This is a genomic window from Lysinibacillus sp. Ag94, assembly GCF_023242215.1.
Classification (GTDB): domain Bacteria; phylum Bacillota; class Bacilli; order Bacillales_A; family Planococcaceae; genus Lysinibacillus.
Map to the genome: position 1 here is coordinate 309461 of NZ_CP096780.1, position 13361 is coordinate 322821.

12 protein-coding genes are annotated in these 13361 nt (G+C 40.4%); all 12 read left to right on the forward strand.

The window, feature by feature from the left end:
• The first annotated feature begins 79 nt into the window (after window positions 1-79).
• The 12 genes from MY533_RS01400 to MY533_RS01455 all read left to right on the forward strand — a co-directional run bounded on the left by MY533_RS01400 (window position 80) and on the right by MY533_RS01455 (window position 13112).
• Complete coding sequence (locus tag MY533_RS01400) at window positions 80-946, forward strand: MurR/RpiR family transcriptional regulator (RefSeq protein ID WP_248719125.1); 867 nt, start codon at window positions 80-82, stop codon at window positions 944-946.
• Window positions 947-951: 5 nt separating this feature from the next.
• A complete protein-coding gene (locus tag MY533_RS01405) occupies window positions 952-2067 on the forward strand; it encodes a M20 peptidase aminoacylase family protein (protein WP_248717744.1) in 1116 nt (371 codons plus the stop codon).
• Window positions 2068-2089: 22 nt separating this feature from the next.
• The gene (locus MY533_RS01410) at window positions 2090-2908 is read left to right on the forward strand and encodes a GNAT family N-acetyltransferase (protein ID WP_248717745.1); all 819 of its coding nucleotides are present in this window, start codon (window positions 2090-2092) and stop codon (window positions 2906-2908) included.
• Window positions 2905-4011 (forward strand): o-succinylbenzoate synthase, encoded by a 1107-nt coding sequence (gene menC / locus MY533_RS01415; protein WP_248717746.1) that lies wholly within the window; start codon window positions 2905-2907, stop codon window positions 4009-4011. The genes MY533_RS01410 and menC overlap by 4 nt, the downstream gene beginning before the upstream one ends.
• Before the next feature lie 105 nt (window positions 4012-4116).
• Window positions 4117-5169 (forward strand): YkvI family membrane protein, encoded by a 1053-nt coding sequence (locus MY533_RS01420; protein WP_248717747.1) that lies wholly within the window; start codon window positions 4117-4119, stop codon window positions 5167-5169.
• Window positions 5170-5938: 769 nt separating this feature from the next.
• Window positions 5939-6589: a TetR/AcrR family transcriptional regulator gene (locus MY533_RS01425; protein ID WP_248719126.1), complete on the forward strand. Its 651-nt coding sequence runs from the start codon at window positions 5939-5941 to the stop codon at window positions 6587-6589.
• Between the two features lie 236 nt (window positions 6590-6825).
• Window positions 6826-7968, forward strand: a complete 1143-nt coding sequence (locus tag MY533_RS01430) for an acyl-CoA dehydrogenase (RefSeq protein ID WP_132360154.1) — start codon at window positions 6826-6828, stop codon at window positions 7966-7968.
• Window positions 7969-7998: 30 nt separating this feature from the next.
• Window positions 7999-9633, forward strand: a complete 1635-nt coding sequence (locus tag MY533_RS01435; protein WP_248717748.1) for an AMP-binding protein — start codon at window positions 7999-8001, stop codon at window positions 9631-9633.
• 16 nt (window positions 9634-9649) lie between these two features.
• Window positions 9650-11008 carry an acetyl-CoA carboxylase biotin carboxylase subunit gene (locus tag MY533_RS01440; RefSeq protein ID WP_248717749.1) on the forward strand — a complete coding sequence of 453 codons (1359 nt, stop codon included), beginning with the start codon at window positions 9650-9652 and terminating at the stop codon, window positions 11006-11008.
• 182 nt (window positions 11009-11190) lie between these two features.
• Entirely contained in the window at window positions 11191-11403 is a 213-nt protein-coding gene (locus tag MY533_RS01445) for an acetyl-CoA carboxylase biotin carboxyl carrier protein subunit (RefSeq protein WP_132360160.1), read from the forward strand.
• 12 nt (window positions 11404-11415) lie between these two features.
• Complete coding sequence (locus MY533_RS01450; protein ID WP_248717750.1) at window positions 11416-12333, forward strand: hydroxymethylglutaryl-CoA lyase; 918 nt, start codon at window positions 11416-11418, stop codon at window positions 12331-12333.
• Window positions 12330-13112, forward strand: a complete 783-nt coding sequence (locus tag MY533_RS01455) for an enoyl-CoA hydratase (RefSeq protein WP_248717751.1) — start codon at window positions 12330-12332, stop codon at window positions 13110-13112. The genes MY533_RS01450 and MY533_RS01455 overlap by 4 nt, the downstream gene beginning before the upstream one ends.
• The last annotated feature ends 249 nt before the right edge of the window (window positions 13113-13361 follow it).

Sequence of the window (13361 nt, forward strand, 5' to 3'; positions counted from 1 at the left end):
AAATAACTGTGCTACTGTATGTAACATGAAAATGCAGTTTAAGCTTCAAAAAATAAAAATAGAAGGATGAACTTCTTTGATGGATAATCAAACAATTCAACAAGTCATTCAGCATAAATATCAGGAGCTCTCAAAGAGTCAGCAAAAGGTAGCAATCTTCATCCTCAAAAATTTGCAGACTGTTGGTGTCCATTCAGCCGCATATGTGGGGGAGAAGGCAGGGGTAAGTGAAACGACGGTTATCCGCTTTTGCTACGCTATCGGATTATCGGGTTATGCTGAGCTGCAGCGTGAAATTACGATGCAGCTATTCAATGAAGGAAATACTAGTAGCTTACACAATTATTTGCAATCAAAGCAGGCACTTTTTGAGACCCCACGTTTTTATGAAAAAACGATGGAAAAGGATGCAGCGAGTATTTTAAATGTTGCGAAGAACATTAACGAGGAGGATTTTAATCGTGCCTCCATCCTGCTGCATACGAAGAAAAAAATTTATATTGTTGGGAATGGATCCTCCCATTTAGCGGCACAATGGTTGTGTTTTACGTTAAATATACTACGTCCTAACGTAGTGCTTTTAGAATTTGAAACTAGTGAAATCATTAGAGCTTTACAAGAAATTGATGAGGATAGTGTAGTCATTATTTTATCGTTCCATCGTTATTTTAAAGAACCAATTCAATTTGCAGCCGAAGTTCAAGAAAAAAAATGCGAGATAATTAGTATAACTGATTCTAAAATTGCACCTATCACGCAATATGCGACGATTACCTTTGTGAATGAACAACAAGAAATGTCTACGATTGATGCAATGCCAGCACTGATTTCATTTTTAAATACATTAATTGCAGGTATGACTGCACAAGATCACGACTATTATGAAAATCAGCGCGTAAAATATGATGATTTCCAAAATAGCTTTTTAGCAAATCGATGGAGTTGAATACTATGAATCAGATTTTACAAAACTTACAGCCGAGATTGGCTGATATTTTTACATATTTACATGAGCATCCGGAAATTAGCTGGCAAGAAAAGAAGACAACGCAATACATCGCTGGTTTATTGCAGGAGGCACAGATGGAGCCTCAATTGTTTGAGGATATGACGGGACTGTATGTAGATATTGGTGAAGGAATACCGAGAGTCGGATTTCGTACGGATATTGATGCTCTATGGCAGGAAGTAGATGGTGAATTTAAGGCTAATCATTCTTGTGGTCATGACGGTCACATGACGATGGCTATTGGGACGGCACTAGTGTTAAAGGATATGGAGCATTCACTCCCAGGTGCAGTACGTATTCTTTTCCAGCCCGCTGAAGAAAAGGCACAGGGCGCTCGCGCATTCGTCGAGAAGGGGCTTATCGATCATTTAGAATACTTATTTGGTGTCCATGTTCGTCCGTTAAAAGAATTAAGGGACGGGACGTATGCTCCAGCATTGTACCACGGTGCTGCAAAGCTTTTTACTGGGACAATTTTGGGGGAAGAGGCTCATGGTGCACGACCTGAACTCGGCATTAATGCAATTGAAGTAGGGGCTGCATTGGTCGAAGGTTTACAAAAGATCTGGACCGACCCCAATGTCTCTGCTTCAGTCAAAATGACACAATTTAATGCAGGAGGAACCTCGACGAATATTATTCCGGGGAAAGCAACATTTAGCATCGATGCACGAGCACAAACAAATGAGGTAATGCAAACGCTCACGGATAGTATTGAACGTGTCAAAGCATCGGTAGAAGTGATGTATGGTGCAAAAATTTCCTTACATGTAGATGCACATATTGTTGCAGCATTAGTGAATGATGAGGCATTACAACATATGAAAGCAGCGATTGTTGACGTAGTTGGTGAAAAAGCATGTGCTTCACCAGTTGTCACTCCTGGAGGAGAGGATTTTCATTTTTATACGTATGAACGTCCGAACCTGAAAGCAACAATGCTTGGCTTAGGTTGTGGTGTAACACCAGGATTACATCATCCGAACATGACCTTTAATCGAGAGCGGCTTATTACCGGCGTGAACATTATCACGAGAGCTATTTTACGAGCTTTATAGACCCTAAGGAGGAGAGATAGCAATGATTGACATAAGGGAAATAAAGACAATCGAACAGCTGGAGCAAGTTCAGCAATTGGAATATAACGTTTGGGGCATGCCTTCAATTCCTATTCATCAAACTTTAACAGCTGTGAAAAATGGCGGTATCGTTGTTGGTGCCTATGATGGTGATCAATTAGTTGGCTTTAGCTATGGCTTTTCGGGGTTTCGAGAGGGCAAAAGCTATTTATGCTCCCATATGTTAGGGATAGATGAAAATTACCGCTCTCAAGGAATAGGTGAACAATTAAAATATGCCCAGCAAGCTATTGCTATTGATCGGGGCTACGATTTAATGGTGTGGACGTTTGATCCGCTGGAGACTCGAAATGGTTTTCTCAATCTGACCAAATTAAATGGTATTTGTTATACGTATATAGAAAACTGCTACGGTGAAATGCAGGATGGCTTAAATAAAGGACTACCTTCAGACCGTTTTGAGGTGTGTTGGCATATAACCTCTAATTATGTAAGTAAAAATGTTTCAATAGATACGACGGATGCCATACCAGTGGCTAGCTGTGTATTAAATGAACAAGGATTTCTATGTTTGATTATAACTGAAAATTTAAAATATAAAGAAGACTTATATACATTGCCTGTACCAAAGGATTTTCAAGCTTTGAAGCTACAAGATCCAGCATTAGCATTGGATTGGCGTTTCAAAACGAGATATTTATTACAACGCCTATTTGCACAAGGCTATGCGGCAGTTCAATTGCAGCAACAAGAATATTATAACGAGTATGTCCTCGTAAAATTAGAAACTTTAGATTTGGAAGGGGTAAAACCAATATGAAAATTACAGAAATTATCATCAGGCATTTAAAAATGAAATTAAAAGAACCATTTACAACAAGCTTTGGCACATTCGAAGATAAAGATTTTTTAGTTTTAGAGGCTAAGGATGAGGCAGGAACAATCGGTTGGGGAGAATCTGTTGCATTTCATTCTCCTTGGTACAATGAGGAAACATTGCAAACGAACTGGCATATGCTGGAGGATTTTTTAATCCCTCTTATTTTAAATAAAGAGCTTCAGCATCCGGATGAGGTTAATGAGCTATTTAAACCAATTCGCAAAAATAATATGGCAAAATCAACGATTGAAGGTGCTATTTGGGATATTTACGCCCAACAGACGAATCAATCGCTGGCGGCAGCACTTGGTGGCAACAAGGATAAAATTGAAGTAGGGATCAGTATCGGTATTCAAAAAACAATCGAGGACCTCATTGCGTTAGTCGATGGCTTTGTGAATGAAGGCTATAAACGAATGAAAATCAAAATTAAGCCATGCTGGGATGTAGAGGTCATGCGTACATTACGTGAAACGTTCCCTGATGTGGCGTTTTTGGCAGATGCGAACTCAGCTTATCGTCTCGAAGATGCTGAAACGCTCAAGCAGTTAGATGCTTTTAATTTAACGATGATCGAACAGCCATTGGCGTCGGATGACATCATTGACCACGCAGCATTACAAAAATTAATCGATACGCCAATCTGCTTAGACGAAAGTATCCATTCGTTAGAAGATGCACGGAAAGCTGTTGAGTTAGGCAGTACTAAAATTATTAACATTAAAATTGGTCGTGTTGGTGGCTTAACAGAAGCGAAGAAAATACATGATTATTGTGAGGAAAATAACATTCCAGTTTGGTGTGGAGGCATGCTAGAGTCTGGTATTGGTCGTGCACATAATGTGGCATTAACTACATTATCGAATTTCATTTTACCTGGAGATACTGCAGGCTCAAGCCGTTATTGGGAAAAAGATATCATCGACCCAGAAGTTGTAGTGAAGGACGGTTATATTGAAGTTCCTCAAAAAGCAGGAATCGGCTATGAAGTGAATAGGGAGACAATCGATTTATTCACAGTAGCACAGAAAATATATAAATAATACGATTTTAGAAAACTATTGGATAGAACTTAAATCATAAGGCGATAACTCCTACGAGGAATCTACCGTCTTATGGATTTGAAAAAATAGATAAGCAGGTGGTCTATGAAAAAAAGTTGGCAGATAGGTGGCGCATTTGTAGGACTAATCGTTGGTGCTGGCTTTGCATCAGGACAGGAAATTATGCAATATTTTACGAGCTTTGGTCTTTACGGGATAGTAGGAGGAATAGTCGCAACAATCGCATTTGCTTTTTTAGGGATGAGTCTAGCACAATTAGGAGCGGATTCACAAACGACCTCACATAAAGAGGTTATCTATCAAATTGGTGGACGGTATGTTGGGGTGCTATTAGATATTGTCATTACATTCTTCTTATTTGGCGTTGCGGTTGTTATGTTTGCTGGTTCGGGGTCTACATTCGAGCAAATGTTTAATATAAATCCGATGATTGGTAGTATTTTTATGGTCATCATTACGATTTTAACATTGCTATTAAATGTAAAAAATATTATTAATATAATAGCTTTAGTGACGCCCTATTTAATGGGAATCGTTTTTATTATATTAATTTATTCTATTTTCACGATGGACTTAACAATTGCCGAACAGAATGTGTTAGCACAGGAGCAAACATCTGCGTCTTCTAATTGGATATTGGGCGCACTTCTCTATGTATCTTATAACATAGCTGCTGGTACTGCGATGTTAATTGTTATGGGGGGAACGGTAAAAGAGCGCAAGATTGCTGGTTTAGGTGGTCTTCTTGGTGGCGTAATGCTCGGTGTTTTAATCATACTTATTAATATTGCTTTGTTCGTTAAAATGGATATAGTTGGTGGGACAGCAATGCCAACATTAGAGCTAGCAAAACAAATTCATCCTGTAGTAGGTATTTTAATGTCTATTGCTCTATTAGGTATGATGTACAATACGGCTGTAGGAATGCTTTATGCATTTACAGTACGTTTTATAGCGCCTGACCATAAAAGCTTTAAATTGGGTATTGTGGTAATAGGCTTAATAGGCTTTGTCGCGAGTTTAGTAGGGTTCACGACTTTAGTTGGAAAGGTATATTCAACAATGGGGTATTTAGGCTTTGCACTAATCATAGCTATTATCATCTCGTGGCTACGTAAAATACCAAAAGCTTACTAATTATATTTTTGAGATTCTCTAGTGTTTTTATACAGCGCTAGGGAATTTTTTTGGATCTTAGTAATGAAAACAAGTTGATGTTCATACAGTAATTGTATGTTTTTTAATCAGCAAATGTTTAATGTAACGTAAGTGAAATGACTGTTACAAATCTTTCTTGAAGCTACAGAACATTCCCACTTCAGTAGGTGATGAGATACTGAATAAAGATAAAACCTCCAAACGCAAAGCGACAGCGGCCAATTACACCAAGGCGAAATAAATTCGTGGGATTTTAAAAATTCTGCTTTGTGTAAAATAAATTCTCGTATTTTTAAATAAAATCTATCTCGGTGCTAGACACTAATTTTTGTGAATGCTATATTAATAGTGTCATAGTTTTTTTATAATTAAGAAAAATCAGGTTTCGCCACCGATAGATAGGATGGCATTTTATACGATATACGTAAGTTGATTGGAGGGTTGGACGATTTCTTGGGGATCAGCTTCACAGATGAAACCCTGGGAGCGAGCATCGCGAGTGAAGCGGTTCATCGGACGCCCCCAGAAAGCTTTGCTCCGTAGTGAAAGCGAAGCGTCAGCTACAAATGTTTTCTGTAGCGAAAGCGAAGCGTCAGCTACAAAATGTTTTCTGTAGCGAAAGCGAAGCGTCAGCTACAAAGCGCCCAGCTGGAACGGAAATCAACAACACATTATGGTGATGACCCAAACTTTTTCTAGTTATAAAGAGTGATGGAGTAAAGAGTTATAAGAAGGATGATAGATGCCTATGGTAAAGAAAACGTTAAAACAACGCATTGTTGACGCTTCTGTAGTGCTATTTCAGCAAGATGGCTATCATAATGTCACTGTTGATCGCATTGTTGAATATATTGGTGCATCAAAGGGTGGATTTTATCATAATTTTAAATCGAAAGATGAGTTGTTGTATGAAATTCACGATGTATTTATTTCCTATGTCATTAAACAATCACAGGAGGCATATGACAAATACGATACACCGATTACACGTTTATGTGCAATGCTGCAAACACTGACTCAAGTATTTGATGTGTATCAAGCACATATTACTGTTTTTTATGAGGAAAGTCGTTCCTTGCCAGAGGAATATAGTGAAATTATTCATAATAAACGAGATCAATATCGGGATATTTTACAAAAAGTCATAGAGGAAGGCCAGCAAACAAAGGATTTTCGTACAGAACTACCTTGTACTATTGTAACGATGGCTATTGTTGGGATGATTAACTGGACATACAAATGGTTTAAGCAATCAGGTCCTTTAACGATGGAGGAAATTACAGAGGTATTTATGGATATGGTATTGCGTGCGATTGTCACTGAACAAGCAATGGAAGAAGCCGTTCAATTTATGGTCAAGGAGAAGCCAGAAGCAAAAACTGGTTTTATTAATAGTTAAAACAAACCGACTAGTCGGTATCAATTTCTTTCAATGGGTGTTTAAACACCCGTTGAAATAGAGGAACTCAATCTCAAACCGCCACGTCCTGTGGCAACGACTGAGTGACCAACATCACTTGGCCAAAAGCCTCCGTCCGGATTCCGGATGCTATTATGCCGAGGTATAATTGATTTTTTGCAACTGTCATCTGAACGAAATCCGCTATGGCACATTAAACATTAGGGGGACTGGGGATGAACTTTGAACTAACGAAAGAGCAAGCAATGATTCGAGACATGGTGCGTGATTTTGCTGAAAATGAAATTAAACCGTATGCTCGTGAGGTTGACGAGACATCGACAATGAGAATAGAGAGCTTTAACAAGATGGCAGAGCTAGGCTTATTAGGTATTCCATTTCCTGAAGAGTATGGTGGTTCAGGCGGAGATACTGTTTCCTACGCACTTGCTGTTGAAGAAATCGGTCGTGCGTGTGGTGGCACCGGATTAAGCTATGCAGCAGCAGTTAGCTTAGGTGCTTCGCCTATTTATAATTTCGGTACCGAGGAGCAAAAGCAAGAATGGCTTGTTCCGTTAGCGAAGGGGGAAACATTAGGTTCGTTTGGTCTAACAGAGCCTAATGCTGGTTCAGATGCTGGTGGGACGCGTACAACAGCCGTAATTGATGGTGATGATTACATCATTAATGGTGAAAAATGCTGGATCACAAATGCTGGCCATGCGCGTCAAGTTATTGTGACTGCAGTGACAGGTAAACGTGAGGATGGTAAAAAAATCATCTCAGCTATCATTGTACCGACGAATACTCCTGGCGTAACGATCAACTGCAATTACGACAAAATGGGCGTACGCGGCTCCAATACATGTGAGATTATTTTGCAAAATGTTCGTGTACCAAGGGCTAATCTTTTAGGGGATGAAAAACGCGGATTTAGCCAATTTTTAAATACTTTAGACGGAGGCCGTATTTCCATTGCAGCATTATCAGTAGGAATTGCACAGGCAGCTTATGAGAAATCATTAAAATACGCAAAAGAACGTGAACAATTTGGTGCACCAATTTCAAAACTTCAGGCAATACAGTTTAAATTGGCCGATATGGCAATGGAGATAGAGCTTGCACGTACGTTAGTACATAAGGCGGCATGGCTTAAAGATCAAAAGAAACCATTCGGGAAGGAAGCGGCAATGGCAAAATTATTTGCTTCTGAAATGGGCTTCCGAACTTGTAATCAAGCCATTCAAATTCACGGTGGTTCAGGCTATATGAAAGAATACGACGTAGAGCGTCATCTGCGTGACATTAAGTTAATGGAAATCGGTGAAGGAACGTCTGAAATTCAACGTCTCGTTATTTCTCGTTTAATAGGCTGTTAATCATCTTAGGTAGCTAAAAGGGGGATTTTCATGGCAGAACTTGTGTATCAAACTATTGGTCAATTGCTAGATGAACAAGCGGAAAAATATCCACAACGCGAAGCATTAGTGTATGCAGATAGGGATTTACGTATGACTTATGAGGAGCTCAATCGGCAAAGTCGCATAGTCGCTAGAGGGTTGATGGCTCTTGGAATAGAGAAGGGCGAGCATATTGCGGTATGGACGACCAATGTCCCGGAATGGGTACAGCTGCAATTTGGTACAGGTAAAATGGGTGCTCCCATCGTCACTGTCAACACTAATTATCGCTCAAGCGAGTTGGAATATTTACTGAAGCAATCCGATGCAAAAACGATTATTTTAATTGAAAATTATCGAGACCATTCTTTTATGAATACACTGCAAGAGTTATGTCCAGAGCTTGAACATTGTGAACCGGGTAATTTGCAATCAAAGCGTCTGCCTTTATTGAAAAATGTTATTTTAATTGGCGAGACAAAATACCCCGGAGTGCTAAACTGGGCTGATGTGTTATCGGCTGCAGAGCAAATAACAGAGGAGCAATTAGATAAAAGACAGCAAGAGCTCCATTATGATGATGTTATTAATGTTCAATATACTTCGGGAACAACAGGTTTTCCGAAAGGTGTTATGTTAACGCATTATAACTTAGTCAATAATGCGATTAATATTGCAGAATGTATGGATTTAACTTTCGAAGATCGTTTATGCATCCCTGTCCCATTCTTCCATTGCTTTGGCTGTGTAATTGGAACATTAGCCATTACGACTAGTGGCGGGACGATGGTACCAGTGCAGGAATTTTCAGCTACTGAAGTGCTACAAACAGTTGAAAAAGAGAAATGTACAGCGTTACATGGTGTACCAACGATGTTTATTAGTGAACTTAATTTACCGAATTTTTCGTCTTTTGATCTATCAACGTTACGCACTGGAGTAATGGCAGGCTCTAATTGTCCAATTGAGGTGATGAAAGCCGTGATCGACAAAATGGGCATGAAGGATGTTACTATCTGCTACGGACAAACAGAAGCCTCTCCTGTTATTACGCAAACGAGAGCAGATGATCCGCTATTGTTAAAGGTAGAAACCGTTGGTCGTGCATTACCGAATTTGGAAGTTAAAATCGTCGTTCCTGGTACAGACGAAGAAGCTGCGCCAAATGAGCAAGGGGAACTATGTACGAGAGGCTACCACGTCATGAAAGGTTACTATAAAAACGAAGAAGAAACGCTTCTTGCAATTGATGGGGCTGGTTGGCTGCATACCGGGGATTTGGCAACGATGGATGAGGCGGGCTATGTCCGTGTAACAGGACGTTTAAAAGATATGATTATTCGCGGTGGTGAAAATATATCTCCTCGGGAAATTGAAGAATTCCTTTACACAAACCCGAAAATTGCAGATGTACAGGTTGCAGGTGTTCCTGATCCTGTTTATGGAGAGGAAGCGGCAGCTTGGATCATTTTGCGTGAAGGAGAGCAGGCAACAGAGGAAGAAATTCGGGATTATTGTCGGGATAAAATATCTAGACATAAAATACCACGACATATTTTCTTTATCGACGACTATCCGATGACTGCATCAGGAAAGGTTCAAAAGTATAGATTACGAGAGAGTTTTGTTCCAGCAGTGAAGTAAGAAGGGGGCCGGTGTTATGTTCAAAAAGGTTTTAATTGCAAATCGTGGAGAGATAGCAAGACGTGTTATTAGAACATGCAAACGACTAAATGTCCTAACAGTTGCGGTGTATTCCGATGCAGACGCCGAAAGCTTACATGTTAAGGAAGCGGATGAGGCGTTCTGTATCGGAAAACCACCTGTTGCACAAAGTTATTTAAATATTGATCGTATTCTGGGAGTGGCGAAGGAAAGCGGTGCTGAAGCTGTTCATCCAGGCTATGGCTTATTATCAGAAAACGCTGAGTTTGCTAAACGTTGTACAGAGGCAGGCTTAGTTTTTATTGGGCCTAGCGCAGACGTTATTGCTTCGATGGGTAGTAAATTAGAAGCCCGGAAAACGATGAAGGCAGCAGGTGTACCAATCGTTGAAGGTGTAGAGACACCTGTGAAGGATGTAACAGAAGCTATTGAAATTGCTTCCCATCTAGGCTATCCGATTATGTTAAAAGCCTCTGCTGGCGGTGGGGGTATCGGAATGCAGCTCGTAGAAAATGCAGAGGAATTGGCAAAAGCCTTTGAAGGTAATCAAAAGCGAGCACAGTCATTTTTTGGTGATGGCACGATGTATATGGAACGATTTATTGCTAATCCTCATCACGTCGAGGTACAAATTATTGCGGATCACAATGGCAATGTCGTACCGCTATTTGAGCGCGAGTGCTCGATTCAACGCAGAAATCAAAAAGTAGTTGAGGAAGCACCATCTCCTTTCATTTCTGAAGAAACAAGAAAAAGTATGCTAGATGCTTCCGTCAAGGCAGTTCAGCATATTGGTTATGTGAATGCTGGCACGATTGAGTATTTAGTAGATGCAGAGCAAAACTTTTATTTCTTAGAGATGAATACGCGCTTACAGGTTGAACATCCGGTGACTGAGGAAATTACGAATCTAGATCTTGTAGAGGAGCAATTAAAGATTGCGGCAAAACAACCATTAGCATTTACGCGGGATAGTATAGAAAGAAAAGGGCATGCGATTGAAGTACGCATCTACGCCGAAAATCCTTCGACCTTTTTCCCTTCTCCAGGTACAATCACAGCTTTTGAATTACCAACAGGTGAAGGTATTCGCCATGAATGTGGCGTAGAGGCTGGCACTTCGGTAACACCTTTTTACGATCCGATGATTAGCAAATTAGTTGTGTGGGGAGAAACACGCGCAATTGCGTGTGAACGACTTATTGAGGCACTTAAAGCATATAAAATAGAAGGAATTCAAACAAATATTCCAATGCTACTGAAAACAGTCACACATGAACAATTTTTAAAGGGCTATACAACAACTAAATTTGTAGATGAATATTATTTACCTCAATTAGCAGAGACAAAATAAAACGTCTAGACGAATTGTTTATTTGTTCGAGAGCGAAGCGCCAGCAACAAATGTATATTCTGTGCGAAAGCGAAGCGCCAGCAACAACAATTACGACAAGGCGAAAATGATAAAAGCATTCGCACTTAAATATTAGTGCGAATGCGTTATCAGTACATTCATAACATTTGGAGGGATTTACAATGGCAACAGTTAAAGCGAGCATGGCAGGAACAGTATGGAAAATTGTTGTAGCTGAGGGCGAGAAAGTTACAGCGGGACAAGATGTGGCAATTTTAGAGTCGATGAAAATGGAGATTCCTATTGAAGCAGAGGAAGATGGCGTAGTCACAAAAATCATTGCGAACGAAGGGGATTTCATTAATGTTGATGATGATATTTTAGAAATTGAATAAGGAGGCTTCTTTATGCAGCTACCGAAGCATGTCACGTTAAAGGAAGTAGGGCCTCGTGACGGTTTGCAAAATGAGAAAACGCATCTTCCAACTGCCGATAAAGTACAATTAGTAAATTTACTTAGTCAAACTGGATTGAATTATATTGAGGTAACTTCTTTTGTGCATCCGAAGTGGATTCCACAGCTGGCAGATGCAGTGGAGGTTCTTCAGACCATTAAACGCCAAAAAGATATCACATATGCGGCACTCGTTCCGAACATGCGTGGCTTAGAACGTGCATTGCAGGCTGAAATAGATGAAGTAAGCGTATTTATGTCAGCAAGTGAAAGCCATAATCAAAGTAATATTAATAAAACAATTAATGAAACATTTCCGATACTACAGGAAGTTGTGGTAGGGGCAAAGGCAGCGCATAAAAACGTACGAGGCTATATCTCAACGGTAATTGGGTGCCCGTATGAAGGCTACATACAACCAGAAAAGGTTTTGCGAGTAACAGAAAAATTATTAGAAATGGGCGTCGATGAAATTTCGCTCGGTGACACGATTGGTGTTGGTGTACCGACACAGGTGGAAAATCTGTTAGAAGAATTGCTAAAAAGATATCCTGCAGAACATTTCGCGATGCATTTTCATGATACACGTGGCACAGCGCTAGCGAATATTGTTCAATCTTTAAAAATGGGAATTACGAAGTTTGATAGTGCGCTTGGTGGACTTGGCGGCTGTCCGTATGCCAAAGGAGCATCAGGTAATGTAGCTACGGAAGATTTACTGTATTTATTACATGAAATGGATATTACAACGGGTATAGAGCTCAATAAAGTGCTAGAGGCTGCGCAATTTATTGAACAGAAACTAGGGAAGGCCGTTGCCTCTAAACAAATGGCGATTGCCCGTAATGAAAGGAGTGCGAGTCAATTATGACGCAGCTCGTTCGTTTTGAATTATTAGATGGTAGCATTGGGCTTATTACACTTTCCAGACCTGAAGCTGCAAATGCAATGTCTGTACAACTACTCCAAGAACTAAGCACGGCACTCGACAACATAAACGGTGATCCGGCAGTGCGAGTCGTTTTACTAACGGGGGCAGGGGAAAAAGCCTTTTGCGCCGGAGCAGATTTAAAAGAACGTAAAGGGATGCCGGACCGACAAGTAAAGCAAATTGTGCAATTAATCGGTGCCACAGTGGCAAAAGTAGAAGCACTCGCCCAACCAGTTATCGCCGTACTAAATGGTGTTGCTTTCGGTGGCGGACTCGAACTAGCGTTAGCCTGTGATTTACGTCTTGCAGCTGCACATGCAAAGATCGGCCTTACGGAAACATCTCTCGGCATCATCCCAGGTGCAGGAGGCACACAACGACTTCCAAGACTAATTGGCATTGGAAAAGCGAAGGAATTAATTTATACAGCACGTCGACTAAATGCAGAGGAAGCGAGAAGCTACGGTATTGTGGAGTATGTTCATGAAGGACATGAAGTACTAGAAAAGGCTCAGCAGCTTGCGCTCGAAATGGCAAAGAATGCTCCACTTTCTTTAGTACAGGCGAAAATCGCCATGAATCAAGGAGTTGAAGTAGATTTAGCTACGGGCTTAAAAATCGAATCACTTGCATATAATGCTCTGATTCCTACAGAAGATCGATTAGAGGGCTTACTTGCTTTCCAAGAAAAACGAACACCGCAATACTTAGGGAAATAAAGACCTGATAATAGATTTTGAAAGGTTTTAAAGTAGGATTTCAAAATATTGGCATATCATCAAAAAGTGGGGCTAGGTGACTTCTTGGGGCTCCATCGAACGCGCCCAGGAAAGCTCTGCTCTGCGCGAAAGCGAAGCGTCAGCGGCAAATGTTTTCTGTAGCGAAAGCAAAGCGGCAGCTACAATGCGCCCAGCCGGAACGGAAATCAACCCCACGCTATGATGATGAACTGAAATCTAGGTGTACTA

What these genes read in the sequence shown, in the direction of transcription:
- MY533_RS01400 (WP_248719125.1), top strand. Translation starts at nt 80, where the DNA reads ATGGATAATCAAACAATTCAACAAGTCATTCAGCATAAATATCAGGAG.
- MY533_RS01405 (WP_248717744.1), top strand. Translation starts at nt 952, where the DNA reads ATGAATCAGATTTTACAAAACTTACAGCCGAGATTGGCTGATATTTTT.
- MY533_RS01410 (WP_248717745.1), top strand. Translation starts at nt 2,090, where the DNA reads ATGATTGACATAAGGGAAATAAAGACAATCGAACAGCTGGAGCAAGTT.
- menC (WP_248717746.1), top strand. Translation starts at nt 2,905, where the DNA reads ATGAAAATTACAGAAATTATCATCAGGCATTTAAAAATGAAATTAAAA.
- MY533_RS01420 (WP_248717747.1), top strand. Translation starts at nt 4,117, where the DNA reads ATGAAAAAAAGTTGGCAGATAGGTGGCGCATTTGTAGGACTAATCGTT.
- MY533_RS01425 (WP_248719126.1), top strand. Translation starts at nt 5,939, where the DNA reads ATGGTAAAGAAAACGTTAAAACAACGCATTGTTGACGCTTCTGTAGTG.
- MY533_RS01430 (WP_132360154.1), top strand. Translation starts at nt 6,826, where the DNA reads ATGAACTTTGAACTAACGAAAGAGCAAGCAATGATTCGAGACATGGTG.
- MY533_RS01435 (WP_248717748.1), top strand. Translation starts at nt 7,999, where the DNA reads ATGGCAGAACTTGTGTATCAAACTATTGGTCAATTGCTAGATGAACAA.
- MY533_RS01440 (WP_248717749.1), top strand. Translation starts at nt 9,650, where the DNA reads ATGTTCAAAAAGGTTTTAATTGCAAATCGTGGAGAGATAGCAAGACGT.
- MY533_RS01445 (WP_132360160.1), top strand. Translation starts at nt 11,191, where the DNA reads ATGGCAACAGTTAAAGCGAGCATGGCAGGAACAGTATGGAAAATTGTT.
- MY533_RS01450 (WP_248717750.1), top strand. Translation starts at nt 11,416, where the DNA reads ATGCAGCTACCGAAGCATGTCACGTTAAAGGAAGTAGGGCCTCGTGAC.
- MY533_RS01455 (WP_248717751.1), top strand. Translation starts at nt 12,330, where the DNA reads ATGACGCAGCTCGTTCGTTTTGAATTATTAGATGGTAGCATTGGGCTT.